Origin of the sequence: Deinococcus apachensis DSM 19763 (assembly GCF_000381345.1) — a bacterium.
In the GTDB taxonomy this organism is placed as follows: domain Bacteria; phylum Deinococcota; class Deinococci; order Deinococcales; family Deinococcaceae; genus Deinococcus; species Deinococcus apachensis.
On the sequence record NZ_KB906400.1, the window covers coordinates 1 to 25736 of the forward strand.

At 69.9% G+C, this 25736-nt stretch carries 17 protein-coding genes, 1 pseudogene and 1 riboswitch; of the genes and pseudogenes, 10 read left to right on the forward strand and 8 right to left on the reverse strand.

All coding sequences use genetic code 11. The features are described from left to right. Window positions 1–1665 (reverse strand): hypothetical protein, encoded by a 1665-nt coding sequence (locus F784_RS24430; RefSeq protein ID WP_157465099.1) that lies wholly within the window; start codon window positions 1663–1665, stop codon window positions 1–3. 633 nt (window positions 1666–2298) lie between these two features. After that, entirely contained in the window at window positions 2299–2433 is a 135-nt protein-coding gene (locus F784_RS27510) for a hypothetical protein (RefSeq protein WP_019585986.1), read from the reverse strand. 1789 nt (window positions 2434–4222) lie between these two features. Here F784_RS27510 and F784_RS0106895 point away from each other — a divergent pair. Together F784_RS0106895 and F784_RS0106900 are read left to right on the forward strand one after the other, a co-directional pair. After that, on the forward strand, window positions 4223–4591 hold the full coding sequence (locus tag F784_RS0106895; RefSeq protein ID WP_019585989.1) for a hypothetical protein: 369 nt from the start codon (window positions 4223–4225) through the stop codon (window positions 4589–4591). Between the two features lie 57 nt (window positions 4592–4648). Beyond that, window positions 4649–4996 carry a hypothetical protein gene (locus tag F784_RS0106900; protein ID WP_019585990.1) on the forward strand — a complete coding sequence of 116 codons (348 nt, stop codon included), beginning with the start codon at window positions 4649–4651 and terminating at the stop codon, window positions 4994–4996. Between the two features lie 33 nt (window positions 4997–5029). Here the strand turns inward: F784_RS0106900 and F784_RS25180 are convergent. The 3 genes and pseudogenes from F784_RS25180 to F784_RS22450 all read right to left on the reverse strand — a co-directional run. Beyond that, window positions 5030–5346, reverse strand: a pseudogene (locus F784_RS25180) (amidophosphoribosyltransferase); the annotation flags it as partial. Window positions 5347–7258: 1912 nt separating this feature from the next. Then, a complete protein-coding gene (locus F784_RS22445) occupies window positions 7259–9616 on the reverse strand; it encodes a putative bifunctional diguanylate cyclase/phosphodiesterase (protein ID WP_019585993.1) in 2358 nt (785 codons plus the stop codon). A 31-nt stretch (window positions 9617–9647) separates the two neighbouring features. Next, a complete protein-coding gene (locus F784_RS22450) occupies window positions 9648–10706 on the reverse strand; it encodes a S8 family serine peptidase (protein ID WP_019585994.1) in 1059 nt (352 codons plus the stop codon). A 515-nt stretch (window positions 10707–11221) separates the two neighbouring features. Beyond that, window positions 11222–11306: riboswitch (cyclic di-GMP riboswitch) on the reverse strand. A 286-nt stretch (window positions 11307–11592) separates the two neighbouring features. On the opposite strand from F784_RS22450, the gene F784_RS24435 reads away from it, so the two are divergent. From F784_RS24435 to F784_RS0106970, 8 genes are all read left to right on the forward strand, one after another. Further along, a complete protein-coding gene (locus F784_RS24435; RefSeq protein ID WP_019585996.1) occupies window positions 11593–14346 on the forward strand; it encodes a PAS domain S-box protein in 2754 nt (917 codons plus the stop codon). Then, window positions 14343–15167, forward strand: coding sequence for an alpha/beta fold hydrolase (locus F784_RS22460; RefSeq protein WP_019585997.1), 825 nt, complete (start codon window positions 14343–14345; stop codon window positions 15165–15167). The genes F784_RS24435 and F784_RS22460 overlap by 4 nt, the downstream gene beginning before the upstream one ends. Before the next feature lie 630 nt (window positions 15168–15797). Next, window positions 15798–17273, forward strand: coding sequence for an ABC transporter substrate-binding protein (locus F784_RS0106945; protein WP_019585998.1), 1476 nt, complete (start codon window positions 15798–15800; stop codon window positions 17271–17273). Between the two features lie 42 nt (window positions 17274–17315). Next, window positions 17316–18239, forward strand: a complete 924-nt coding sequence (locus tag F784_RS0106950; protein ID WP_019585999.1) for an ABC transporter permease — start codon at window positions 17316–17318, stop codon at window positions 18237–18239. Continuing rightward, window positions 18232–19089: an ABC transporter permease gene (locus F784_RS0106955; RefSeq protein ID WP_157465101.1), complete on the forward strand. Its 858-nt coding sequence runs from the start codon at window positions 18232–18234 to the stop codon at window positions 19087–19089. The genes F784_RS0106950 and F784_RS0106955 overlap by 8 nt, the downstream gene beginning before the upstream one ends. After that, window positions 19086–20126: a P1 family peptidase gene (locus F784_RS0106960; RefSeq protein WP_019586001.1), complete on the forward strand. Its 1041-nt coding sequence runs from the start codon at window positions 19086–19088 to the stop codon at window positions 20124–20126. The genes F784_RS0106955 and F784_RS0106960 overlap by 4 nt, the downstream gene beginning before the upstream one ends. Before the next feature lie 94 nt (window positions 20127–20220). Next, complete coding sequence (locus tag F784_RS0106965; protein WP_019586002.1) at window positions 20221–21384, forward strand: M20 family metallopeptidase; 1164 nt, start codon at window positions 20221–20223, stop codon at window positions 21382–21384. Window positions 21385–21405: 21 nt separating this feature from the next. Beyond that, on the forward strand, window positions 21406–22197 hold the full coding sequence (locus tag F784_RS0106970) for an SDR family NAD(P)-dependent oxidoreductase (RefSeq protein WP_019586003.1): 792 nt from the start codon (window positions 21406–21408) through the stop codon (window positions 22195–22197). Window positions 22198–22322: 125 nt separating this feature from the next. On the opposite strand, the gene eutC is transcribed toward F784_RS0106970, so the two are convergent. From eutC to solA, 3 genes are read right to left on the reverse strand one after another with little or no spacing between them, the layout of a single operon-like run. Beyond that, the gene (gene eutC, locus F784_RS0106975; protein ID WP_245557773.1) at window positions 22323–23054 is read right to left on the reverse strand and encodes an ethanolamine ammonia-lyase subunit EutC; all 732 of its coding nucleotides are present in this window, start codon (window positions 23052–23054) and stop codon (window positions 22323–22325) included. A 20-nt stretch (window positions 23055–23074) separates the two neighbouring features. Next, window positions 23075–24457: an ethanolamine ammonia-lyase subunit EutB gene (locus F784_RS0106980; protein ID WP_019586005.1), complete on the reverse strand. Its 1383-nt coding sequence runs from the start codon at window positions 24455–24457 to the stop codon at window positions 23075–23077. A gap of 29 nt (window positions 24458–24486) precedes the next feature. Further along, on the reverse strand, window positions 24487–25659 hold the full coding sequence (solA, locus tag F784_RS0106985) for an N-methyl-L-tryptophan oxidase (protein WP_019586006.1): 1173 nt from the start codon (window positions 25657–25659) through the stop codon (window positions 24487–24489). Window positions 25660–25736 lie beyond the last annotated feature (77 nt).

Below are 25736 nucleotides of genomic sequence, written 5' to 3' on the forward strand. Positions count from 1 at the left end.
TCAGTTAGGAGCTTTGAGGGAGTGTTCGAGGTTTTTGTCGCCGGTGAGGAAACGGAGTTGGCACTTGAACTCCACCCCCCAGGCGTCGCGCGCCGTGCAATACCCGGTCGGGTCCGGCGGTGACGTCAGGGTCGAGCGGAAGCCGCTGGCGATGAACTGCCGCGTCGCGCCCGTCACGCTGGAACCCACGAACTTCGCGCCCATCGGATCGGTGTAGTACACCCCCACATTCTGGCCGTGGTCCCCCGCCACCACCCGCGTCGGGCCATATTCCAGGAAGCGCTCACTCCCCGAGTGCACCGGGTCCAGCGCCATCAGGTCCTGCAACGAGGTGCAACTGGGCACCACCGCGCAGCGGGTCATCGGAAAGCTCTGCTTCACGCTGAAAAAGTTCGGGAAGAACCCCGTCACGTTGTACTCGTTGTCCACCACCCACGGCTCATACCCGTTGGTGTTGGGTGACCCCAGCGTGCGGGAGCCCATGTCGCGGATGCTGTTCTGATCCACCAGATTGCCCGCCGCGTCCTTGCACCCGGTCACGTTCGCGACCATATTGGTCGCCGGGGAATACCTCGCCCGCCCAAAGTCCCCCATCAGGTGCACGTCCGCCTTCAGGGTCTGGCCGTCGGTCACCCCCAGGTCGAAGGTGTGGTAGCGGGTGCAGACCCGCCCCAGGCCGCTGGAGCCCATATGCACCGTCACGTTCCACCAGGTTCCGTCGGTGTTCCGGAACACCTGGCTCTTGAAGCCCTCGTGCGGCTCGCTATGGCCGTCCTGCGCGGCGGTGTAGCCGTACAGCGGCGTGTACAGTGGCTTGCCACCCGCGTCTACCCCCGCAAGTTTGGGATCAGAGCCGTGTTCGTGGCGGAAGTAGCACCAGTACACCGGGTCGATCTGGGGGTGCCAGGTGGGGTACCACTGGCCGTCGGGGCCCTGGGCCTTGTACTGATCATGCACCCAGGCCGGGCAACTCTGGTTGGGCACCGGCACGGTCTGGCCCGCCGGAACGGCGGGCACCACCGGGGCCACCCCGCCCTGCTCGCCCACGATCACGCTGTAGTTCTGGGTGCCGCTCTCACTGGGGTAGCCCACGCTGGGCAGGCTGACCTGGCCCGCGGGGAGGTCCTTGACGAACACCGGGTAGGTCAGGGTGCTGCCCGAGCGGGTGACCTGGACGCTGCCGTTCTGCGACCAGGAGCCCAGCCAACCGGGGCGGAAGGAACCGGCGCGCCAGATCAGGCCGACCCGGGCGGGTCGGCTGAGGGTGAAGTGGACGACCTCGGGCTGGCCCTGGACGGTGACGATATAGGTGTTGGGCAGCGAGAGGGCGTCCCAGCGGGCGTAGGGGCCGGGGTTAGCCACGACCTGGGTGCCGTAGCTGGTGGCGCCGGTTTCCAGGGTGAGACCGGCGGCAAACTGCCGCGGGCGATACTGCATGTTCTCGTACTGCTCCAGCACCCCTTGCGCCCCCTGCCAGTACCCATACCGCGACACCAGCGTCGGTAGCTCATGCTCAGCGGGGCTGGATAACGGCACAAACCGGGCCGCGACAAGCAGGGCACGGCCCACCCCGCTCCTGTAAGAGGCATGCATCGGCGACACCTCCTCGGAATTGCAGGCCTCCAGCATCAGCAAGCCAGTGAGCGTGAGCAACAACCATCTCATGGTCGGCCTCCTCAAGACACAACATCAGGGCTTTCAGTTGATCCTGGCAACACGTTCCCTGTCGCCGGGTCAGTACGGAGGCCAGGAAGATGTTCGTGGCGAGTGTGAGTCAGGGAGCACCAAACCACGCGGATGCCCGATTTGGGTTGGAGCCGGGGGGTCGCATGACAGCGTCCTGGGCTTCCCCACCCTCAGGGTCACCACTCCGGGTCCGAGAGGAGAGGGACGAGCCCACCTACCTAGGGCGGCGGGTCGTGGCCGGACCCGGGCGGATATCCAAAGCGGCAGGACAAAGCAGGCAGCACAAAAGACCGAACCGTGGGGATAACTGAGCATCCGGCGCGCTCCCGAATTTCAGCCACCGAAGCAGTTCGGTCCTGCTCACGTATCTGAAGTTGAACTTTGTCTTCACGTTCTGGCGTACGCTCGGTTCCTAAAGACTCCTGTCACTGTTAGGCACTTCATCCACCTGCCGCGCGGCACACAGTTCCCCTCTGGGGCCTGCCGCGCCGAGGAACACGTCTGCCGATCCACTTCATAGCATCAAAGCCGCTCAGATGAGCGGCTTTTCGACCTGACTTGGACCCCTGTCGTTTTCTGTGCTACAAGCTGCCAGCAGTCAGGCTCCGGAGGTCAGTACTTGCGGCTTCCCTTCCAGGTCTGCGCCTGCATCTGCTGCGTGAGCTGCTTCCAGCTCCCCAGCTTCTGCAATTCGGGCTGCCCGTAGGCGCGGCGTTCCGTCTTCTGGTTCTTCTTGCCTTCTTGCATGGTGTCCTCCTGCGGACTTGGGTCAGACTGGGTGACAGAGAACTCAATCTGGAGTGGTGGGACAACGGACAAGCGGCTGCGCCCTTCACATCGGCGCCAGTCCTCGCCAATCCCTTCCGGGACCCCTCCCAAACTAGTGATTGGGGTTACCGATGGGACCCGGTGGGCCGTTGGGACTCCGGCCTGGCGAAGAGGGCGGGGCCTGGGTCAAGTGCTTCCAGTTCCCCAGCCTATGCAGTTGGGGGGTCTGGTAGGACAGACGTTCAGCCGGTGCTTCCCGCATGTGCACCTCCCTTCTGGAAAGCTGCTGCATCGTTTAGAACAGCTTGAGGCTTGGCCTTGATCACCGAATGGAGCGCTTCAACCGACCAACTTCCGCAACAGGGTTCGCTGGTCCAGAGGCCGCGCACTAACGGTATTTTTCATGCCCTCGTGCAGTCCGCCCCCTTCTAGCCGAGCGATAGAATCCCACAGATTGGCAACCCTTGCCGCTATGGAGATACTCGTCTATAAAATTTCTCACAGTATAAGGGAGTTGGAGGAGTGGACGCAAGTCGAGTCAGCACATAACCCCACACGCCGTTGAAAAGGTACAGCCCAGGAGGGGCCAGCTCCCCGAAAAGTAGACAAGGCTGACTGAGGGTCATCGGCTGGAGATCGACAGGGGAAGCTCAAGCAACTGGTGGCGGACCTGAGCCTGGACAAGGCCATGCTTCAGGATGTGGTGTTAAAAAAGCCATAAAGCCCGTCCAGCAGCGGAACCTGGTGGGTCACTTGCAGGGAACCTTCCGGGTGAGCGAGCGGCGGGCGTGTCGGGTGCTGAAGGTGTGGCGCTCGGTGCAGCGGTACGCGCCTCAGGTCCAGGTGGACGAGCTGGTCATCCTGCACAGGATGACCGAGATCGCTCAGACCCGGGTCCGGTACGGGTATCGCCGCATTCACGTGCTGATGACCCGGGAAGGCTGGCAAATCAACCACAAGTCTGCCTGCGGGATACCATCCTCGTCATGTGCACCCGGTACACGGTCGTGAGCACCGAGGACCTTGAGGAACTGCACCAGGAGGCGTCCCTAGCTATTCATCCACCGATCAACCTCGGCGTGGAGACGTTACTGGCCTGTGTGAAGCGTAACGTTTCGGGTCTCTTCCGTGCCGCTGAGGGTACGATGACTTCTGCCGCATCCGCCGCGCCTTCTCCACCCTTCACAGGCACGGCCTCGTCAGTGTCTTTCGCAGTGTCATCCTGATGCCCAACTTCTCATGTGGCTGCGGAATCGTCGTGGATCAAGTATCTACCGCGTGCGGGACTCCAAGCAAAGGAGGATACGTTACCATGTGGGGACTCTGCACCAAACATGCAGGGAAGGTAACTTCCGTGTGAACCTGGGAACGTCAGGAGGTGCTGATGCGGTGGACGGACACACGCACCCTTGTGGTTTGCTGTGCAATGACTGGTCTTATCTGCGTGTTGGACCTGATCAGGCCCTCCTCGTCTGGTCCGCCCGACGAGGTGACTTCCGTTATCACTGCCCCCGCAACGGTGGCCCCCTCCCGGTCGGCCCCTTCCACAGCTACGGCGAGCACGGCGAAGCCGGGTTCGGCCGGGTCTCCCGCGAGCTCTCGCGGGGCAACGGCGGTGACCTCTAACTCGTCGGCGACCACGGCCCGGCGCTCAGAGGCCGCTCCTGTCCCACGGCCTGCCACTCCCCCGGTAGCGGCGGGCCCCAGTGTTGCCGGGGCTGCGGTGGCCCCTCCTGCCACCCCGGAATCGCTCAGAGGCTCTACTCCTGTGGCTCTGGAGCGCGGTCGGCGGCTGACCAGGCTGCTGTACAGCGGGCAACTGGAACTGGTGTGGAAGGTATTTACGCCCGGCGTCCAGTCCGAATGGGGCAATTTCGCTGCTTTCGCGGCCTATCGCGCGGAAGGAGCCAAGACCTACGGCGCGGAGACACGAGTACTCCGGGAGAACGTGATTCGTGGCGGCAGTCTGACTTACTACACGCGCACCGCGACGTTTGAGGGGGACCGGAACGTTCCCTGGACCGTGATCTTCGGCCTGACCCCCGAGGGAAGGGTTCAGGAATTCGGGATCGTTGGTGCCGGAGTGCTGCCCGGTGACCTCCCAGGTGAAAGTCGCGAGGTCGAGCCGTCCAGATGAGTGCGGGAGCGAAGATCCCTCATCATAGGAGACAACCCGCTATGAAATACTTCACAAATGCAACAACTTACGGCTCGAGTGTGCCTTGGCGTCCTGCAAGCTGGCCTTCTGCTGGTTACAGGCACGGCCCTGGCAGATGGCAGTTCCTACACCGGGGCTGCGCATGACGCGGTCCAGGCCGAGGTGACATTCCAGTGTCAGGGTGGGGTGCGGGTTCACGTCACGCGAAGGACGAAAACCGTGCGGGTTGATTTTGCGGGACAGTCCCAGACACTCAACCGCAACCCCAGCGGCACTTCCGCCCGTAACACCCAGTTCACCTGGGTGACCCAAAGCCAGGGCTCCTACATGAAGGACAACCGCACCGGCCAGCTTGAGCTCAGCGGCTGCCGTCCGGTGGGCTGAAGTGAGGAGGGCGGGGAAAGCCCTCCCCTTCGGTCAAACCCCCAGCGCCAGCTTGTCCACGTCGTTCAGCAGCGGCGTTCCCGCGGGGTAGTCCCCGGTGAAGCATGCGCCACACAGGCCTGAGCCGCCGATGGCCTGCCGTCAGGCTCGCTGATGAAGGCGAGGGTGTCGGCGCCGATCAGCTCCCAGGTATCCTCGATGCTGTGGGTGCTGGCGACGAGTTCCTTACGGGCGGCGGTGTCGATGCCGTAGAAGCACGGGTGCGTGATGGGCGGGCTGGATACGCGGAAGTGGACTTCCAGCGCCCCCGCCTCGCGCAGCCGGTTCACGATCTGACGGCTGGGAGTGCCGCCCTGAATCCCCCAATGGCCAAATGACGCGCGCTGGCTGACTCAAAGGTGGCGCTGGGCGAGTACGCCGAGGCTGCGCGCCTTTGGGGAGGCCGCCCGCTACCGGGCTCGGGGGGACAACCTCATGGCCCGCGCGGTCGAGGCTCTGGCCACCCTGTGCCGTCAGGACCTCCCGGATGTCCTCATGACAGCCCAGCTAATCCGCGAGGGCGGTGCGCTCCTCCAGCAGGGTGACGATCTCCACGGGGGTCAGGTCGGCGGGGCGGATGGGCAGAGGGGAGCGCGGCCCCTCGACACCAGAGCGCCCCTCCCACCGGGGAAGGAGGAGACGATCATCGGGCGCACCCTGAAGGAGGTGCGCCCCCGATGGGACCTGGCGACACTCTCCAACCCACCTGGCCCTGCGACGACCGAGGTCCCTTGCACCCCTGGAGGTTTCCCATGACCCGGAGCACGCAGCGTGTGCGTCTTCCCGTTCTCCTCGCGCCCGCCTCATGGTCGCCGCCCTGGCGGTCGGTCAGGCCCAGAACTTGGCGGGTGCTCCCGGACCAAACTGAAAGCATATGCTCCAACACCAGGTGGCGCTTGTGCTCGCCGGGAGTAGTGGTGCTGTCGCGGGCCAGCCCCGCCGCAGCTCAGGGCTCGACCTCCGCAACGCCGCGATGACAAGCAGTCTCATCTGGAGCCAGCGGCGGTGGATGCACGCTCGAGCACCAGGTCGCCGTTGCCGCGAATCCAGCTCCGAATCTTCGGATCGCTCCAACACCCCGCTGTATCTTGCGGAGCTGCCCTGATCGGCGGGTGCACTCTCAGGCCGTGATCGACCCGGTCCAGCGCCGTGATCTTCGCGGCAATCTCCGGCTCACCGGCAAGGCCCCGGTTCCCCTCCGGGTCGATGCCACGCTTCTGGCCGTACTTGCGGTGGTTGGCCCTCCTGGTCGCCTGAAAGTCCTTACCCCCTGATGCAGGCCCAGCCCCCAGCTGCGTGTTGCCCAGGTCAGCTTGGCCCTCAGAGCGACCCTGCGCTGGGGCCGGGCCTCAGACCTCCTCAGCACAGATGAACGCGCGGGTCTCGCACGCACACTGGGCCTGGGCTAGGAAGGACGTCACTCTCGCGGGCGTGTTGATTTCTACGTTGAAGGCGGCACATTGAAGCCCATTGGCGACGGAAGAGCAGCGAATATCAATGTTTTCTCGGGCCGGGCCTCCTCTCCTGAATGTGGAGGACCCGCTATAGCCGGGAAGCCGGGCAGGGCAATGGGAAGTCCCCCTGTTGCAGGGGACCGGAGAATGGCCGCGAGCTCAGCGCATCAGGACCTGCACAAGCCCGAGGGTTAGAACAAGTACCAGGAGGGCGACGAGGGTCATCTGAACGGACTCACTGCGCTGAATTCGCCACTTCACTTTCCGATCAGTATGACGCACGACCTGAGGATGTCTAACAATTGGAATTTTTTCGCAAGAAGTTTTTGGCGGCAGGGGTGCCTCCTGTAGATGAAGGAACATGAAGAAACCCGCCGGAGGGACGGGTGGGATGAGGTGTGCTAGGTTTTGCGGCCTGTGGCGAGGAGGAAGCGTCAGCGGTTCGCCTTCGGGTGGTTCAGCGTGTTCTTGCGGATCGCGCTGCTCGTCCTGCTGGTGTTGTGGGGGTTGATCCTCTGGCAATGGCTCAGCCACTAGCCGGTCAATCCCGCGTGAAGCCACGTGGCCTCCTCAGCCACAGCAAGGCGTTTGAGGCTGGAAGGTGATGGTGTCCCGCTCGTCGCCCTTTCTCAAAATCCGGCCCCGTGCAGTCTTCCAGGAGGCTTCACCCAGGAACACAGTTTCCGAGGCATCGTCCCCACACGTCACGCTGACTCCAAGGCACCGCCCTTGGTCCGCCGCAGCGCCTCAACCGCTCCAAGGCCGCCCATCACAACCGGCGGCGCAGCGCGTCGGCCCCCAGGGGGGCGGAGATCAGGAACCCCTGCAGGCCCTTCACCCCCAGGTCCCGCAAGTGGCGCCGTTGGGTGACCGTCTCGACGCCCTTGGCGATCACATCCAGGTCCAGCGCCCGAGCGAGGTTGACCACGGCCCCCACCAGGGCCGCCCCCCGCGGCCCGCTGTCCAGCCCGTGGACGAGGGCCCGGTCGAGCTTTACCGCGTGCACCGGCAGGTGGGTCAGGCCAGCGAAATGGGCGAAGCCCCCCCCGAAGTCGTCCAGGGTCAATCGCACCCCGGCGGCGCGCAGGTCCTCCAGGGCCTGCCGGGACCGTTCGGGCGCGCGGGCCACGACCTCCTCGCGCACCTCCAGGGCGAGCCGCTCCGGCGCCACGCCCGCCTCCCCCAGGGCCCGGCGGACCTGCTCCGGTAGGCCCGGGTCCGCCAGTTGCCGCGCGGAGACGTTCACCGCCAGGGTGAGGCCGGGCAGCCGGGCCAGCTCCGCACACGCCTGCCACAGGGTCCACTCCCCCAGGGGCAGGCTGAGGCCGCTGCGCTCAGCCAGGGGCAGGAACTGGTCGGGCGTCACGTTGCCGTACACCGGGCTGCGCCAGCGCAGCAGGGCCTCCACGCCGGTCCACCGGCCGGACGGGTCCTCCAGGGGCTGGTACTCGAGGTGCATCTCCCCCGCCCTCAGCGCCCCGTGCAGCGCCGCCTCCAGGGTCGCGGGCGCCACCTCCGCGTGGACCACGCCGAACTCGAAGCTGCTGCCGCGGGCCTTGGCGCGGTACATCGCGTGATCCGCGTGCTCCAGCAGCCCGGCGAGGTCGGCCGCCTCGTCCGGGTAGCGGGCAAAGCCCAGGCTCGGGCGCATGGCGAGCTCCACGCCGTCGAGAAAAAACGGCTCATCGAAGGCCCCCAGGATGCAGCGGGCGACCTTGGGCAGCGCGCCCGCCTCCGGTCCCGGCACCAGCACCACGAACTCGTCCCCGCCCGTCCGGGCCACGGTGGGCTGGGGCCCCAGCGCCGCCGTGAGCCGCGCCGCCACCCCCTGAAGCAGCAGGTCCCCGATGTGGTGGCCGTAGGTGTCGTTGATCCCCTTGAACTTGTTGAGGTCCAGCACGCCCAGCGCGACCTGCCCGCCCTGGGCGGCGGCGGTCGCCAGGGCGGCCCGCACCCGTTCGGAGAGGAGCAGCCGGTTGGGCAGCCCCGTGAGCGCGTCGTAGAGTGCCAGGCGCTCCAGCTCCTCCAGCCGCGCCGCCTGCTCCCGGGCGAGCTTCTCCTTGGCGTGATGCTCGGCCTCGTAGCGGGCCTGTTCCCGCGCCAGCTGCGCCCGGGCCTTTTCCAGCTCCCCCCGGGCGGTCAGCTCCCGGGTGCGGCGTTCCGCCTCGGCCCGCAGCACCTCCGTCTCCGCGGCGTGCGCCTGCCGGAGCAGGGCGAGGGCCGCCGCGGGGTCGCCGCCCTGCTCGGCCGCCCGGGCCTGCAGGGTCAGCGCCCGCGCGCAGGTCCGGGTGCGCCCGCTGCTCCCGGCGGACTGTGCCGCGACCGCTAGCAGGGCCAGCCCCTCCCCGGCCCGCCCCAGGTCCAGCAGGGTCTCCCCCGCCTCGCAGCGCGCCTCCAGCACCGCGTCCAGATCCTGGTCCTCCTCCGCCTCCCGCAGCGCCTCCCGGAACGCCGCCAGGGCCTCCGGCAGGCGTCCCTCGTCCCGGCGCAGCTGCCCCAGGCCCTGGAACGCGCCCGCCGCCAGGACGCCCCGGCGGCCCACCAGCTCGAGGGCGCGGCCCAGCAACTCGTCGGCCCGCGCGAACTCCCCCCGGCGGCGCAGCAGGTCGGCATGGTTGATGGAGACGGCCGCCTCCGCGGGGGCCTGCCCGGCGGCCCGGGTCAGCGTGAGCGCCCGCAGCGAGTGCGCGAGGGCCTCCTCAGCCAGGTTCAGGGCGTCGTACGTCCGGGCGAGGTTGCCCGCCACCATCGCCGCCCGCGCCGGGCTCGCGTCCACGGCCGCCACGTCCGCCCGCAGCAGGTAGTCCAGCGCCGTGTTGTAGCTGCCCAGGTCCAGGTGAACGGCGCCGAGGTTGCACAGGACGACCGCCGCGCCCTCCCGGTCCTGGCCCGCCTCCCGCAGCGCGAGGGCTTCCTCGAGGTGCAGGAGGGCCCCCGGGCTGTCTCCCCGGGCGTGTTCCAGGCCAGCCAGCCCGTTCAGGGCGTCCGCGAGGCTCACCGGGTCCTCCTGGGCGCGCGCCGCGCTGACCGCCTGTTCGAAAAGCAGGGCGGCCCGGTGGTCGTCCTGCCCCCGCAGGGCGCGGGCGCGCGACAGCAGGTGGGTGAGGGAAGGTGTGAGGGTGGTCATGCGGGGTCCGGTCTGGGCGCTTCGCGGCCCGTCATTTCAGGAGCGCCGCCGCGTCGAGCAGCCCCCCAGATGAGACCCGGGCGGCGAGGGCACGGGCGCCTCGGCCTTCCGCGAGGGCGAGGGCGAGCGCGCCACTCACCACGGGCGCCGCGAAGGAGGAGCCGCTCGCCGTGACGATCCGGCCACCGGGATAGGCCGTGTCGAGACCGGCGCCGGGGGCGCGCACTTCCCCACCGCGGTTGCTCCAGTCGGGCAGCGCCCCCTGCTGGTCCACCGCCGTGACCGAGAGGCCGAGCTGCCCCAGCAGGTTCTTGCCGTTCAGCGCGTCGGCCGGGGCCTGGGGCCAGCGGCCCCCATCATTGCCACTGGCCGCCACCACCAGGACCCCCCGCGACGCCGCGTGTTGCAACGCCGCCCGAACCCCCTCGCTGGCGACGGGAGCGCCCACACTCAGGTTGATGATCTGGGCGCCGGACTCCACCGCCAGCCGGATGGCCCGCGCCACGTCGGCCGCCCGGCCGGACCCGTCCGGCCCCAGAACCCGCAGCGGCAGGATGCGGGCGCCGGGGGCCACCTGCCGCAGGATCCCGGCGACCGCCGTGCCGTGCCCGTACGTGGGGCCCGCCTCGCTCCCCCACTCCGAGGGGTCCCCGTCCCCGCTGACGAAATCGAATCCGGGCAGGAGGGCGCCCCGCAGCATGGGATGGGCCAGGTCCACGCCGGAGTCGAGGAGGGCGATGGTCACGCCCCGGCCCGCCCGGCCCGCCAGGGCGTGCGCCTCATCGGCATGAATCTGCCGGAGCCAGGCCGTGCTGCCGGGCAGGAGGACGTACCGGCCTTCCGCCCACAGCCGGGCCCCCTCGGCCCAGAGGCGTGCCCCTTCCGCCCACAGGCGGGCGCCCTCCGCCCAGAGCCGGGCCCCGCTGGCCGAGAGCCGGGGCGGGCCCGCCGTCTGCGCGGTGATGGCCGGTGAGGGCTCACCCGCCGCCTTCACGGACAGGGTCATGATGGGCGTGGACGGTGCGGGGGCGGTGCCACAAGCGGCCAGGGCCAGGGGAAACAGGGAGAGCAGGAGTCTTCGGGACATCATGGGCCTTTCAGGCGGACGCTCCGGCGAACGGGCAGGCCTGCCCGTTCGCCGGGACGTCCTCGGAGGTTGAGTGCCCCCGCAGCGGGGGGAGGATCGCGCCACGCCCGGGTAGGGACTTCCAGGCGACCTCGAGATTCGGGCACTGCGGGATGGGGCGGTGGAGCAGCTGGCCTCCAAAGGCACGGGCATGACCCTGGTGGCCGACGTGGAGCCGGAACGGTCCGGCCCAGCCGCAACGTGGCGCCGCGTCCTTCAGCAGGGAGACCCTCTTCGCCTGGGCGGCCGTGACAACCCCGTCGACGGGGCTCGCCTTCACCGGCATCCCATCACCCACCGGCGAGTCAACTCCCGGCGTCAGGCGGCCGTGGGCTGTGGGCCCACCACAGGTGAGCTGGACCCTCAGGGTTAGGCTGCCCACAGCCTCGGCTCGGTTCACCATTTTCATGGATGCTCCTGATCGCCACAGAGGCGTTCTCCCCTCCCGGGGACACGGACGGCGCCGCCTACCTGGCGGGTTGACGGATAGTCGGTCGCACCACTGGCTCCGCGCGTCCCAGGTGCCCGAATACAGGACCACGCTTCATCGCCCCTACCAGCCAGTCCGGAAGGAACTGTGCTGATGGACAGAATTTAAGCAGCTTTGCGAGGAGTGATCAATGTGTGATGGAGGGGCCCCCACCGGGGGAAGTGCGGTGAGATATGCCCCAGTTGGACCGGTGAGGCGGGGGCCGGGTCTCCTGCTGGACGTGTCCCACGGGCGTTTGGGGGGGCGCCAGCCCTGGGCCTTGCCCAGCCGTGTAAGGACCTTGAGAGAAAGCTTCATCTAATTTTCATGTCATGATCGCCCGCTGGCCCGCCCGGCGGCCCACCCACCACTGAGGTTCGCTTGCCCAACTTTCCCACCCCCTTCAACCTCAGTGTCCTGGACGGAAGCAGTCCCCCCTTTCAGGCCCTCATCGAACACAGCGCGGACCTGATCACCCTGCTGGACCGGCAAGGACGCATCCTGTACCAGAGCCCCTCGGCACACCGCCACTTCGGCTGTGACCGGAACCCCGTCCCCGGCCAGTACCACGTCAACCTCGACTACCTGCACCCGGAGGACCGGGAGCGCATCAACCAGCAGGTCCTGCACGCCCCCCCCGGCGCCACAGTGTCCCTGTGCCCGTACCGCGTGCGGCACGCCGATGGCCACTGGCGGTGGCTCGAGGGCACCGCCATCAACCTGCTGGACGACCCCGGGGTCCGCGGCATCCTGGTGCAGGCCCGCGACGTGACGGCCCGGGTCCAGTCAGAGCAGCGCGCCCGGGCCCTGGAGGGGCTCAGCACGGCGCTGGCCAGCGCGAACACCACGGAAGAGGTCGTGCAGGTCATTCTCGTTCAGGGGCTGGAGGCGGTGGGGGCCGTCGCCGGTGGGGTCGTCCAGCATGACGTGAACGAACAGCGCTTCCGCGTCCTGGGGAGCGCCGGTTATCCCGAGCGCATCGAGCGCCCCTGGCGCGACTTTCCCCTGGACGCCCCCATCCCCGCCACAGACGCCATCCGGGACGGCCTCGACCTGTTCCTGACACGCCAGGACTGGCACACCTTGTACCCGCACCTGCAACACGTCCATGCGGCGACCACGGGCAGCAATGCCGTGCTGTCCCTCCGGGTGAACGGGCAGGTGACCGGCGCGCTCACCCTCTCGTTCGGGGAGAACCGGGATCTCGGTGAAACCGAACGGCAGTACCTGCGGACCGTCGCGGCCCAGTGTGCCCTGGCGCTGGAGCGCGGCGAGCTCCACGCGCGGCTCCAGCGTCAGGAGCGTCACTACCGCAAGCTCGCCGAGTACAGCTACGACCTGGTGTCCATCATCGCCCCGGACGGCACCACGCGGTACATCAGCCACGCTGCAGGGCGCATGCTGGGCTACGCCCCCGAGGAACGCCTGGGCGTGAAGGTGTTCGAAGGGATCCACCCGGACGACCGCGAGGAGGCCACCCGGGCCTTCCAGCAGGTGATCGAGACGCCGGACACGCCCGTTCTGGTGACCTACCGGTTCCGGCACAAGGAGGGCCACTGGGTCTGGCTGGAATCCACCGGCACCCACGCCCTTCACGACCCGGACGTGAGGGGCGTGGTGATCAACACGCGCGACGTCACGGGCCGCATCAAGGCCGAGCAGGCGCGCCGGGCGAGTGAGCAGCGCCTGCAACTCTTCGGGGAGCAGTCGGACACGCTGATCCGGATTTTCAGCCCCGGCGGCACATGCCTCTACGCGTCGCCCGCAGCACAAACCATGCTGGGGTACACGCCCGGGGAACTCCTGAGGTCCCAGGTGGACGAGTGGATTCACCCGGAAGACCGAGCGGCCCTGCGGGCCGCCCTGGCCGCCCACACCCCCGTCCCGCCCTATCGGATGCGGCGCCGGGACGGCACGTACCTGTGGGTGGAAAGCAGCGCCCGCACGGTGACGGACGAGGCGGGCGGGCTCGTGGAGGTGTATGTCGCCACCCGGGACATCACCCCGCGCAAGGAAGCCGAGGACGCCCTGCGGACGCAATTGCGCCGCTTTCAGCACCTCGTGAACCTGACGGCGGAATTCGCGGTACAGGAGGCCTCGGAGCAGCACATCCAGACGGCCCTGGACCACTGCATCGACCTCACCCCGTATACCTACGGCTTTTACGTCCCGGTGGACGGCACCGCCCTGGCGGAACCGCTGCGCGCCGGCCAGGCCACCGACGCCCTGTTGGGGCGGATAGCGCCGCTGATGAACGCGCACGGCAGTGGGGAGCTGTGCGGGGCGTTGCGGCGACTCAAGCCCTTTTTCGCCGGGCCCGGCCAGGCGGTGTTCAGCGCCCCCGAGCCCCTGCCCCGCCCGGTGTGGACCTCGCTGGCGGTGCTGCCGGTGGTGGCCCGGGGCGTGCTGCGCGGCCTGATGGTCTTCGGGACGGACGACCCGGTGGAGGTGGACGGCGACACCCGCAGGTTGCTGCTCGGCGTGAGCGAGCAGGCCAGCCGCGCCGTCGAGCGCAGCGCCCACCTGCAAGAACTCAAGCAGTCCCGGGAGGAGACCCTGCGGGCCCTGGGGCTGGCCCTGGAATACCGCGATTACGAGACCAAGGGTCACACCGACCGCGTCGTGCAGCACACCGAACGGCTCGGCCGGGCCCTGGGCTTCTCCGGACCTGACCTCGACGCGCTGCGGTGGGGAGCGTTCCTGCACGACACAGGCAAGGTGGCCATTCCCGACGCGATCCTGCTCAAGCCGGGCAGGCTCACGCCCGAAGAATGGGACGTTATCCAGCGGCATCCGCGCATCGGGTACGAGATGCTGCACCACATCCCCTCCCTGCCCCCCGTGACCCTGGAGGTCGTGCTGCACCACCAGGAGCGCTGGAATGGCAGCGGGTATCCCGGGGGACTGGCGGGCACGGACATTCCCCTCGCCGCGCGCGTGTTCGCGGTGGTCGACGTGTACGACGCCCTGACGAGTGAACGGCCCTACAAGAAAGCCTGGACGCCCGAGGAGGCCGCCGAGCAACTCCGCAAGGAATCGGGGGTGCTGCTCGACGAGCGCATCGTGGACGTCTTCCTGCGGATCCTCACCCAGGAGAACGCCGCGCCCGCGCCCACCGGGGAGGTTTCCGCATGACCCCCGTTGACTCCGGCTTCGCCCGGCAATCCAACGTCTCCATCAGCGGCTCCGGGCCGCGGACTCTGCTGTGCGCCCACGGGTTCTGCTCGCATCAGGGGATCTTCCGGCACCAGGTTCGGGCCTTCCAGGGCACCCACCGGGTCGTGACCTACGACCTCGCCGGGTTCGGGCAGGCTGATCCCGGGCTGTGGCGCGCGGGCCTTCACCAGCGCCTCGAAGGGTACGCGGCCGACATGGTGCGCCTGATCGACGAACTCGACCTGCAGCACATCACGCTGCTGGGGGCGTCCATGAGTGCCATGATCGGCCTGCTCGCCTCCCTGAGGCGTCCCGAGCGCTTCGACGCGCTGGTGTTCATCGGGGCGAGCCCGCGGTACCTGAACGACGGGACGTACCGTGGTGGGTTCGAGCGGGCTGAGGTCGACGCGTTTTACGGGTTGATTGACGGGCGGCAGAACTGGCAGGGCACCATGACGGACATCCTGCTCAACCAGCCCGTGTCCCTGCCGCTGCAGGAAATCGCGGAGAGCGTGCGCGGCGTCAGGGCGGAGGTGGCGGGCACCGTGGCGCGCGCCATCTTCGAGTCCGACTACCGCTCCCTGCTGCCCCACGTGCGTCACCCCGTTCTGGTGACCCAGACGCGGGCCGACAGCGCGGTGCCCGAAAGCGTGGGGTGGTATCTGCAGCGCAACCTGCCGGAGGCCGAACTGGCGTTCCTGCCCGGTGTCGGTCACATCCCCAACTTCACCGAGGCAGAGCCTTTCAACGCGACCGTCGAGAGGTTTCTGACCCAGGCCCTGTCGTCTGAACGGGGCTGAGCCTCCAGTTCGGCCCGTGACGTCCCACCCTCACAGCAATGCGGGCCCCTAGGAAGGGAGGAAAGGGCGCGGAAGGCGCGCAGTCCCACGGCGCCACCGGAGCGGGTAGAGCTGAGAGGACATTCCACGTCTCGCGGTGTGCGGGGAAGAAAGCCTGCCGAGCAGGCTGTCCTTCAAGCATTCCCTGGAGACCTTCCGCCCGCAGTTCGCTCCCGGCTCCGTGCGTCTGCGCTGCACCACCGTGGATGGTCCCCGCCAGAGCCTTGCCGGGGAGGTGGGCGACCTGAATCTCGAAGGCCCGGCGCCTCCGGCTCTCGGGGGAGAGCGCCTCCTTCTCCAGATAAGAGCAGTACACGCAGTCGAGGTTGCAGATGGTCCCCGTCGACTTGGTCATCACAAGGCGCGGGCCTCAAGGAGGACTTCCGGTGAGTCAGCGCCGAGGCAAGAAAGGAGGACCAGGCTCAGGCTGGCCCAGGGAATGAACGCCAACCTTCCAGCGGCAAGCGGCAGTTCAACGGGGTCCTGCACCTGCTGGGTGGCCCTCTCACCGGGACGGCCTCTGGTGGCCTATGATCTGAACAGCCGAGCCAGCATCCGTCCCCGGGACACCCACTGGAAGAGAGGTCCGTCATGAGATACGCCCTCACCACCCTGCTGCTGCTCTCCGCCGTCGCCGCCCAGACGGCCCCCGACACCCTCACTGTCGCCATCGCCGCCGAGCCGCCGCTGCTCGACCCCACCGCCTCCCCCTCCGCGGAGATCGCGCGGGTGTTCAACCTCAACGTCATGCAGGGCCTGCTCACCGTGGACGCGCGGGGGAAGATCGTGCCGCTGCTGGCGACCGGCTACACCGTGTCCCCCGACGGCCTGACCTACACCTTCCGGCTAAGGACGGGCGTGCGCTTCCACGACGGCTCGGCCTTCGACTCGGCCGACGTGGTGGCGGCCCTGAACCGGGCGCGCGACCCGAAGTCGGGCCACACCCACCCCGAGTACTACGCCCAGATTCGGTCGGTCACCGCTCAGGGTCCGGCCACGGTCATCCTGCGGCTGAGCCGCCCCGACAACGACCTGCTCTTCAACCTCGCCCGCTCGGACTCGGTGATCGGGCCGCAGGGCAAGGAGGCGACCCAGAAGACGAACCCGGTCGGCACCGGCCCCTTCCGCTTCAGCGCCTGGAACCGCGGCACGAGCATTGAACTCACGCGCTGGACCGGGTACTACGACAAGTCGTTGCCGAAACTCGCCAAGGTCACCTTCCGCATCATCCCCGACCTCAACGCGCAGCTCGCGGCCCTCAAGGCGGGGGACGTGGACGTGATCGGGTACGGGGTGGGGCCGGAGAACCTTCCGGCAATCCGGGCGGACCCCAATCTGAAGCTCCTGATCGGCGGCTCGACCACCAAGATGACCATCGGGCTGAACAACAGCAAGGCCCCCTTCAACGACGTGCGGGTGCGCCAGGCGCTCGCTTACGCCACCAACAAGCCCGAGATCGTGCAGGGCCTGTTCTTCGGGCAGGGCACGCCCATCGGCAGCCACCGCACGCCCAGCGAGACGAATTACGTGGACCTCAGCAAGGCGTATCCCTACAACCCGGACCGGGCGAGGGCGCTCCTGCGGGCCGCAGGGTACACCGACCAGAAGCCGCTGACCTTTACCTTCGACCTGCCCGCCCAGTACCAGAACGAGGTGCGAATCGGGCAGGCGGTCGCGGCGCAGTGGGCGAAGGTGGGCATCCGGGCGCAGGTGCGCTCCATCGAGTTCAGCACCTGGCTCACCAAGATCTACACGAATGCCGACTACCAGGCCACGGTCATCGGGCACGTGGAGGCCAACGACATCGGCATCTACAACGACCCAAAATACTACTTCCGCTACAACAGCCCGAAGTTCCAGGCCACCTTCCGGCGCTACCAGAGCGGCACCCCCGCCCAGGCGGCGCAGGCGATGCGCGACCTGCAAAAGATCCTCAGCGACGACGCGGTGAACGACTGGGTCATGGAGTTCCCCACCATCGTGGCGCTCCGCAAGGGGGTGCAGGGCTGGACCGTGGGCTCGCCCATCGTGAGCCTGGACGTGACGCGGGTGTCGTGGCAGAAGTGAGCGGGCGGGCGTGAAAGGCGTGGGAAAGGACGCCGCCCCCACGTGAATGCCTCCCTGGTCCTGTGGCGTCTCCTGATCGCCCTGGTGACCCTGCTGATTGCCAGCCTGATCGTGTTCTTCAGCCTGAATCTGATCCCGGGGGACCCGGCGCTGAGCCTGCTCGGCGTGGGAGCGACGCCGGGGGCGGTGGCGGCGTTGCGCGAGCAGCTGGGGCTGAACGAGCCGCCGCTGGGCCGCTACCTGGGGTGGCTGACGGGCGCCCTGCGCGGCGATCTGGGCACGTCCATCCGCTACAGCCAGCCGGTGACGGGGCTGCTGGGCACCCGGCTCCCCTTCACGCTGACGTTGGCGCTGCTCAGCCTGGGGCTGACGGCTTTGCTCGCGCTCGGCCTGGGGATCCTGGCGGCCCGGCGCGAGGGCTCGTGGCTCGACCTCACGCTGCGCGCGGTGCTGACCCTGCTCTCGGCGGTTCCGGCCTTCTGGCTGGGACTGCTCCTCATCCTGGTGTTCGCGGTGAAGTACCGGCTGCTGGCCTCCACCGGCTTCCGCGGCGCGCGCGACCTGATCCTGCCGATGCTGACCCTTGTACTCGTGCGGGTCAGCCTGTCCACTCGCATGGTGCGGGCCGCCCTGCTGGAAACGATGCGGAGCGACCATGTCCGCACCGCCCGGGCCAAGGGCCTTCCCGAACGCCAGGTGCTGCTGCGCCACGGCCTGCGGAATGCCCTGATCCCGCTCCTGACGGTGCTGGGCCTGGAGTTCGCCGAACTGCTCACCGGCACCGTGATCGTGGAGAACGTCTTCGCGCTGCCGGGGATGGGCACGCTGGCCCTGCAAGCCATCTCGGCGCGCGACTTCCCGCTCGTGCAGGGCGCCGTGCTGGTGCTCGCGCTCTTCGTGGTGACCGTCAACCTGCTCGTGGACCTCGCGTACGGCCTGGTCGATCCCCGGGTGCGCTATGGCTAGGTCGCTCTCCAAGGTGGAGACTGAGGGGGCACCGGGAAGGACGGCGAGGCGGCGGGGGAATGCCTCGCTGACCCTCGGCATGGGGCTGGTGGGGCTGGTGGGATTGGCGGCGCTGGTGAGCCTGGTGTGGCTCCCCGCCGACCCCAACGCGGGCGACCTGCTCGCGCGGCTCAAACCGCCGGGGGGCGGGCACCCGCTGGGCACGGACGCCTTCGGGCGCGACCTGCTGGCGCGGGTGATGGTGGGCGCGAGGAGTGCCCTTGCCGTGGGCCTGGTGGCGGTGGGCGTGGGGCTGGGGCTGGGCCTGCCGCTGGGGCTGCTGGCCGGGTTCTACGGCGGCGCCCTCGACCGGACCCTCACGCTGCTGCTCGACGCGGTGTACGTCTTCCCCACCCTGCTGCTGGTGATGCTGCTGGTGACGGCCTGGGGTGCGGGACTCCTCCCCGCCATGCTCGCCGTGGGAGTGAGCGCCGTGCCGGTCTTCGCGCGGCTGGCGCGGTCGGGAGCGGTCTCGGTGCGGGCCGAGCCGTATGTCGAGGCGGCGCAGGCGCTGGGGGCCCGACCGGCGCGGGTGCTGGGGCGGCACGTGCTGCCCAACATCCTCACGCCGCTGATCGTGCAGGCGAGCTTCACGCTGGGGGCGGCCATCCTGATCGAGGGGGCGCTGTCGTACCTGGGGCTCGGCATCCAGCCCCCCCAGGCGAGCTGGGGCAACATGCTGCGGGAGGCGCAGAGCTTCCTGTACCTCTCCGCCTATCCGACCCTGGTGCCCGGCGTGGCGATCATGCTCGCCGTGCTGGGCTTCAACCTGCTCGGCGACGGCCTGCGGGGCCGGGAGGGAGGGCCATGACCAGCTTCGAGGCCTCGGCGGCGGGGAGTCAACGTGAGGGGGACCGGCGCCCCGGTCCGCTGAACGCCATTACCGATGTGGCGGGCGTGCGGGTGGGCCACCACACCGATCTCGCTCAGGCGACTGGAACCACCGTGGTGCTGTTCGGTGGGGGCGCCGTGGCGGCTGTGGACGTGCGCGGCGCCGCCCCCGGCACCCGCGAGACGGACCTGCTGCAGCCCGAGAACGCCGTGAGCCACATCCACGCCCTGCTGCTGAGCGGCGGCAGCGCCTACGGGCTCGACGCGGCGGGCGGCGTGATGCGCTACCTGGAGGAGCGCAGCGTGGGCTTCGGGGTCGGGGAGGGCCGGGTGGTCCCCATCGTGCCCGGGGCCGTGCTGTTCGACCTGGGGCGCGGCGGGAACTTCGGGGGGCGCCCGGACGCCTCCTTCGGCTACCGGGCGGCGGAGAATGCCCGGACAGGTCCGGTCGGGCAGGGCAATGTCGGCGCGGGCACCGGGGCCGTGGTGGGCGTCCTCAAGGGCGGCGTGGGCACGGCGAGCACCGTGCTGGACGACGGCAGCGTGGTCGGCGCGCTCGTGGCCCTCAACGCCGCCGGGCAGGTCTTCTCGCCCACGACCGGCCGACTCTATGCGGAACACCTCGAACTCGCCGGGGAGTTCGCCGGGCCGCTCCCCCCGGTGGACCTCGGCCTGCTGCCCCCCGCCGACCTGCCGCGCCCCGGCCAGAACACCACCCTCGGCCTCGTCGCCGTGAACCGCACCCTGGGCAAGGCGCAGGCTCTGAAGGTCGCGCAGATGGCCCAGGACGGCCTGCCCCGCTCCATCTGGCCGGTCCACACCCTCTTCGACGGCGACGTGGTGTTCTCGGCGGCCACCGGGGGTCCGCCCGTGGAGACCCCCGGGGACCTCAGCCGACTGGGCACCGTCGCCGCCGACACGCTCGCCCGGGCCGTCGTTCACGGGGTCCTGAACGCCCGCACCCTGGGCCGCTGGCCCGCGTACCGGGAGGCGGCCAGCCGCCCCTCACCGCCCTGAAGTCCTCTTCCCCGCCAGGAGGTTTGCCATCGACCCTTCAGCGACCATCCCCCGTGACGCCCCGCACGACCTCGCCCGGCGAGCCGCCGAGGCCGTGGACGAGGAGGCCCTGACCCACCTCGCCCAGTCGCTCGTGCGCCTCGACACCCAGGCGCCCCTGCCCGGCGAGGCCGCCGCCGCCGACTTCCTGGAGCCGTACCTGCGGGAGCGCGGCTTCACTGTCACCCGGCAGGAGGTCGCCCCGGGCCGTCCCAACCTGATCGCCGACCTGGGCACGGGGGAGGGCGGCCTGATCTTCGAGGGGCACACCGACGTGGTGTCGGTCGGCGACCCGGGCGGCTGGGTCATTCCCCCCTTCGAGGGACGGATCGAGAACGGCCTGCTGCACGGGCGGGGCAGCGCCGACATGAAGGCGGGCCTGGCCGCCGCGATCTGCGCCGCCGTCGCCGTGCGGGAGGTGACGCCCGCCCCACCCCGCCCCCTGCGCCTCGCCATCCTCTGCGACGAGGAGGGGCTGATGCTGGGCGTCAAGGCGTTCGTGCGGGCGGGGTACGCGCGTGGCTTTGGCGGGGCGATCATCTGCGAGCCCGAGGAGAACGAGGTCTGCCTGTGCCAGAAAGGCGCGATGCGCGCGTGGGTGACCTTCACCGGGCGGATGGCCCACGGCGCGATGCCCTACGCGGGCGCCAACCCTATTCCGGCGGCGGCGGCCCTTGTGGGGGGACTGGCCGCTCTCGAACGGGAGTGGCGGGACGCTCGGCACGAGCTGCTGGGTGACGTGTACCTCACCCCCACCGTGTTCGAGGCGAACGCGGGGCCGGGGCAGAACAACGTCATTCCCGGCACGTGCCGGGTGGGGCTGGACATCCGCACCGTGCCCGGGGTGAACCACGCCGCGCTGGCCGGGCAGGTTCGGGACCTGATCCGGTCGGTCCTAGCGGACTTCCCGGGCATCTCGGCCGCGCTCGACGTGTACGAGGACCGCCCGGCGACCCAGACGCCCCCCGACGCACCGGTCGTGCGGGCCGTTGTCCGGGCGCTGGACCTCACCGGGCAGCCGCTGCACTTCGGCGGCGTGCCGGGGGCCACCGACGGCACCTTCCTGCACGCCTGGGGGGGGGTGCCCATCGTGACCATCGGCCCGGGGGACCGCACCATCCCGCATCGGGTGGATGAACATGTCCCGCTGCGCGCGGTGATCGGCGCCGCCCGGATGTACGCGGCGGCCGCGGTGCTGTTCCTGAACCGGGACGAGTGACCGTCCCCCGTCTGGAGGCTTATGGATTACGCGACGATGTTCCGGCTCGACGGCAAGGTGGCCCTCCTGGTGGGGGGCGGCAGCGGCATCGGGGAGGCCAGCGCGCATGCCCTCGCGGCCAACGGCGCCCACGTGGTCGTGGCGGACCTGAACGGGGAAGCGGCCTCACGGACGGCGAACGCCATCCGGCAGGCGGGGTACGCCGCCGAGGGCCTCCCCCTCGACCTCACCGACGCGGGTGCCGTGGAAGGCGCCGTGGCGGGCATCCTGCGCGGGCACGGTCGGCTCGACATCGGGGTGAGCAGCCCCAGCATCAACGTGCGCAAGCCGCTGCTCGACTACACCCCTGAGGAATTCGAGCGGGTGTTGCGCGTCAACATGGGCGGCACCTTCAACGTCCTGCGGAGTGCGGGCCGGGCGATGGCCGATGGGGGCGGCGGCAGCCTGATCGCCTTCTCGTCGGTGCGCTCGCAGGTCGTAGAGCCCGGCCAGAGCGTGTACGCGGCGACGAAGGCGGGCACCCTGCAACTGCTGCGCGGCCTCGCCAGTGAGCTGGGGGGGCGGGGGGTGCGCGCCAATGCCGTCGCCCCCGGCGTGATCGACACGCCGCTCACCGCGCCCATCAAGAACAACCCGCAGTGGGCCGACGCCTACGCGCAAAAGAGCGTGTTCGGCCGCTGGGGCAGGCCGGAAGAGCTGGCCGGGGCCGTGGTCTACCTCGCCTCGGAGGCCGCGTCCTTTGTGACCGGCACGATCCTGTTCGTGGACGGCGGCTGGACCAGCATGGACGGGCGGTTCACGCCGCCGCTGTAGCGGCGGTGGGGTCTTCCTGCCCGCGCCCGCCGCAGGAGCCGGGGCGGGGGTTGAGCGTGCGGGAACCGGCGAGCCCCGGCGAACGCCAGGAACCTGGGCCCGCATCATTCTTTCCCGGCACCCCGTCACCCCTCCGGCAGGGCGTCCCCCGCGGGCAGGCGTACCCCGCTGAGTTCCCGGCGCAAGCTGGCCTGCACGAGCTGGCGCGTGGCCCGGGCCGCCACGTCCGCCCGCAGGCCCCCCACGTGGATGTTGCTGATGCAGTTGCGCTCGGCGTCCAGGCGGCCCACGCGCGGAGCGTAGGTGAGGTAGAGCCCCAGGCTCTCCGGCGTCAGCAGCCCGGGCCGCTCTCCCAGCGCGATCAGGGTCAGCCGCGCGCCCAGCACCTCGCCGATGGGGTCGGCGGCGGCCACCCGGGCGTGCCGGAGCAGGACCACCGGCGCGAGGCGGTAGCCGGAGAGCTCGGCCAGCAGCGCCCGCAGAAAGGGCGGCGCGCTCTCCCGGATGGCGGGGGCGCTGAGCCCGTCACCCACCACCAGGGCCACTTCGTACGTTCCCGCGTGCGGGCGCAGGCGGCCAAGGGCCACCTCTCCCACCGTTCGCCCCAGGTCGGGACGGCGCAGGTAGGTCTCGCGGCTGTCGGCCTCGGTCTGCAGGTGGAGGTGCGGCACGCCCGCCTCCCCCAGCACGGCCTCCACCGCGCCGAAGTCCACCGGGGTATGGACGGCGTCCCGGGCGCGGGCGTGCGCCTCGCCGAAGGCGAGCACCTCGCGCGTGGGCAGGCTGTGCCCCGCCCGGCCCAGGGCGATGCGGGCGCGGGTGTGGGCGCGCAGTTCCTCCCAGGGGGAGGGGGTCACCCCCGGCTCGATCTCCCCCCTCACGCGCCGCCCCAGCCCAGCAGGCGCCGGGTGCGGGCCGGATCGGGGGGGAGCAGCCGCCCCCCTTGCGCGATACCCATGCGCTCCAGCCACCCTGCGAACTCGGGGGCGGGCTTCAGGCCGAAGAGCCCGCGGACGTACCAGGCGTCGTGGTAGCTCGTGGACTGGTAGTTCAGCATGATGTCGTCGGCCCCCGGCACCCCGATGGCGAAGGTCAGCCCCGCCGAGGCGAGCAGGGTGAGCAGCGTGTCCATGTCGTCCTGATCGGCCTCGGCGTGGTTGGTGTAGCAGATGTCGCAGCCCATCGGCAGGCCGAGGAGTTTGCCGCAGAAATGATCCTCCAGCCCGGCGCGGATGATCTGCTTGCCGTCGTACAGGTACTCGGGCCCGATAAAGCCCACCACCGTGTTCACGATCAGGGGCGAGAGCGAGCGGGCCACCGCGTACGCCCGCGCCTCGCAGGTCTGCTGGTCCACCCCGTGGTGGGCGTTCGCGGAGAGGGCGCTCCCCTGGCCGGTCTCGCAGTACATGACGTTCTGCCCGGCCGTGCCCCGGTTCAACGACAGCGCGGCGTCCCGGCCCTCACGCAGCAGCGCCAGGTCGACCCCGAACCCCGCGTTGGCCGTCTGGGTGCCCGCGACCGACTGGAAGATCACGTCGAGGGGCGCGCCCGCCCCGAGGGCGGCGAGCTGCGTGGTGAGGTGGGCGAGCACGCAGGTCTGGGCGGGCAGCTCCAGGTCCTGGCGCAGGTCGTCGAGCAGGTGCAGCAGCCGGACCGTGGAGGCCACGCTATCCAACGCCGGGTTCACGCCGATGACCGCGTCCCCGATGCCGAACATCAGCCCATCGATGACCGAGGCCAGGATGCCCCGGGGATCGTCGGTGGGGTGGTTGGGTTGCAGCCGCATCGAGAAGTGGCCCGGCAGCCCCAGCGTGGTGCGAAAGGCGGTGACGACCCGGCAGCGGCGGGCGACCAGGATCAGGTCCTGGTTTCGCATCAGCTTGCTCACCGCGGCGACCATCTCGGGGGTGAGGCCGGGGGCGAGGGCGGCGAGCAGCTCCGGGGTGACCTCCTCCCCCAGCAACCAGTCGCGGAACTCGCCGACGGTCAGCCCCGCCACGGGCGCGAAGGCCGCCGCGTCGTGGGTGTCCACGATCAGCCGGGTGACCTCGTCGGTCTCGTAGGGGATGAGCGGCTGTTCGAGGAACAGGCGCAGCGGCAGCCCGGCGAGCACGTACCGCGCCGCCGCCCGCTCGTGGGCGCTCGCGGCAGCCAGCCCCGCCAGCTCGTCACCCGAGCGGGCCGGGCTGGCGCGGGCGAGCACGCTCCTGAGGTCCGGGAAGGTGTAGTGTCGGTGGCCCAGCGTGATGGAGTAGGACATGGCGTCTCCCGGGAGGCGGCCCGGCGGGGTCAGGACCCTGCGGAGGTGAGGGTATTCCGCGCCCGCCCGGCCCGGAAGCGCCCGAAATGGAGCGGGTGGGTCACGCCGTCCGCCCAGTCGGCCATCAGTTCACCCAGCGCGGGCACGAACTTGAACCCGTGCCCGCTACATGGCGAGGCGAGCAGCACGGACGGTGAACCGCCAGGGACCACGGCGTCATGGGTGTCCAGCAGGAAGTCCTGGGTCGGGGTCGTCGTGTACAGGCAGGTCCGGGCCTGCATGACCGGGCCCGCCGCCCCGGGCAGGTGGCGCTCCAGATAGGCCCCCAGCCGCGCGAGGGTTGCGCCGTCCACCTCGAAGCTCCGGGTTTCGGCCGTCGTGGCTGGTCCCTGGAGGTGTTCGGCGATCTTCACGCCGGGAAGTCCGAAGGCGGGGAAGCCGTAGACCTCGGCCTCCCCCACCCGGGCGTGCTGGATGAACACCGGGAAGCGGCCAGGCAGGAAGGCGGCCAGGTCCCGGACCCGGAAAAAGGCGGTCGTCTCCAGCGTGACCCGCAGGGTCGGCGTGAGTTCCGGCACGAGGTGGGGCAGCCAGGCGCCCGCGGCGACGATCAGGCGGCGGCAGGCAAAGGTCCCCCGCGGGGTGCGGACGACCGGGGCCCGCGGGTCGCCCAGGTCGAGGTCCAGCGCCGGGGTGTGTTCGAGCACGGTCGCCCCCTCCGAGCGGGCCAGGGCCGCGAGCAGTTCGACCGTCTGCGTGGGGTTGACGATGCCCGCGTCGGGCGAGTAGACGGCCGCCCAGTCCCCGGGAACCCTCCACTGCGGGAAGCGCCGCATGAGCGCCCCGGCGTCCAGGGTCTCGACCTGCGCGCCCGCCCCCCGCAGGCTCTCCTCGACGGCCCGCAGGCCCGGCAACGCCCCGGGGCCGAGGTCGAGGCCGCCCGTCAGGGTCAGCAGGGTCTGCCCGGAGACCTCTTCCAGCTCGCGCCACCGGTCGAGGGCGTGCTGGGCGAGGTGAACGTAGTCGGGGTGGTCATAGGCAAGGCGGAAGATGCGCGAGTGGCCGTGGCTGGACCCCCGGTCGTGCGGAACAGCGAACTGGTCGAGCAGCAGCACCCGCCGCCCCCGCCGGGCGAGGTGGTAGGCAGCGCTCGTTCCGGCACCCCCAGCTCCCAGCACGATGCAGTCGTATACCCTTTCCATGGATCTCCCGCATTCTGCATGAAGGGTCGGGGGCAAAGCCGCGCCCCGTGGGTCTGGTGATGGACGGCCCTCCCCTC

Bases quoted from the DNA above. Each gene is read 5' to 3' on its own strand.
- F784_RS22460 (WP_019585997.1), top strand. From the start codon at position 14,343: ATGACCCCCGTTGACTCCGGCTTCGCCCGGCAATCCAACGTCTCCATC.
- F784_RS27510 (WP_019585986.1), bottom strand. From the start codon at position 2,433: ATGCAAGAAGGCAAGAAGAACCAGAAGACGGAACGCCGCGCCTACGGG.
- F784_RS0106970 (WP_019586003.1), top strand. From the start codon at position 21,406: ATGGATTACGCGACGATGTTCCGGCTCGACGGCAAGGTGGCCCTCCTG.
- F784_RS0106945 (WP_019585998.1), top strand. From the start codon at position 15,798: ATGAGATACGCCCTCACCACCCTGCTGCTGCTCTCCGCCGTCGCCGCC.
- F784_RS0106960 (WP_019586001.1), top strand. From the start codon at position 19,086: ATGACCAGCTTCGAGGCCTCGGCGGCGGGGAGTCAACGTGAGGGGGAC.
- F784_RS0106900 (WP_019585990.1), top strand. From the start codon at position 4,649: ATGCAACAACTTACGGCTCGAGTGTGCCTTGGCGTCCTGCAAGCTGGC.
- F784_RS22450 (WP_019585994.1), bottom strand. From the start codon at position 10,706: ATGATGTCCCGAAGACTCCTGCTCTCCCTGTTTCCCCTGGCCCTGGCC.
- F784_RS22445 (WP_019585993.1), bottom strand. From the start codon at position 9,616: ATGACCACCCTCACACCTTCCCTCACCCACCTGCTGTCGCGCGCCCGC.
- F784_RS24430 (WP_157465099.1), bottom strand. From the start codon at position 1,665: ATGAGATGGTTGTTGCTCACGCTCACTGGCTTGCTGATGCTGGAGGCC.
- F784_RS0106955 (WP_157465101.1), top strand. From the start codon at position 18,232: ATGGCTAGGTCGCTCTCCAAGGTGGAGACTGAGGGGGCACCGGGAAGG.
- F784_RS0106980 (WP_019586005.1), bottom strand. From the start codon at position 24,457: ATGTCCTACTCCATCACGCTGGGCCACCGACACTACACCTTCCCGGAC.
- solA (WP_019586006.1), bottom strand. From the start codon at position 25,659: ATGGAAAGGGTATACGACTGCATCGTGCTGGGAGCTGGGGGTGCCGGA.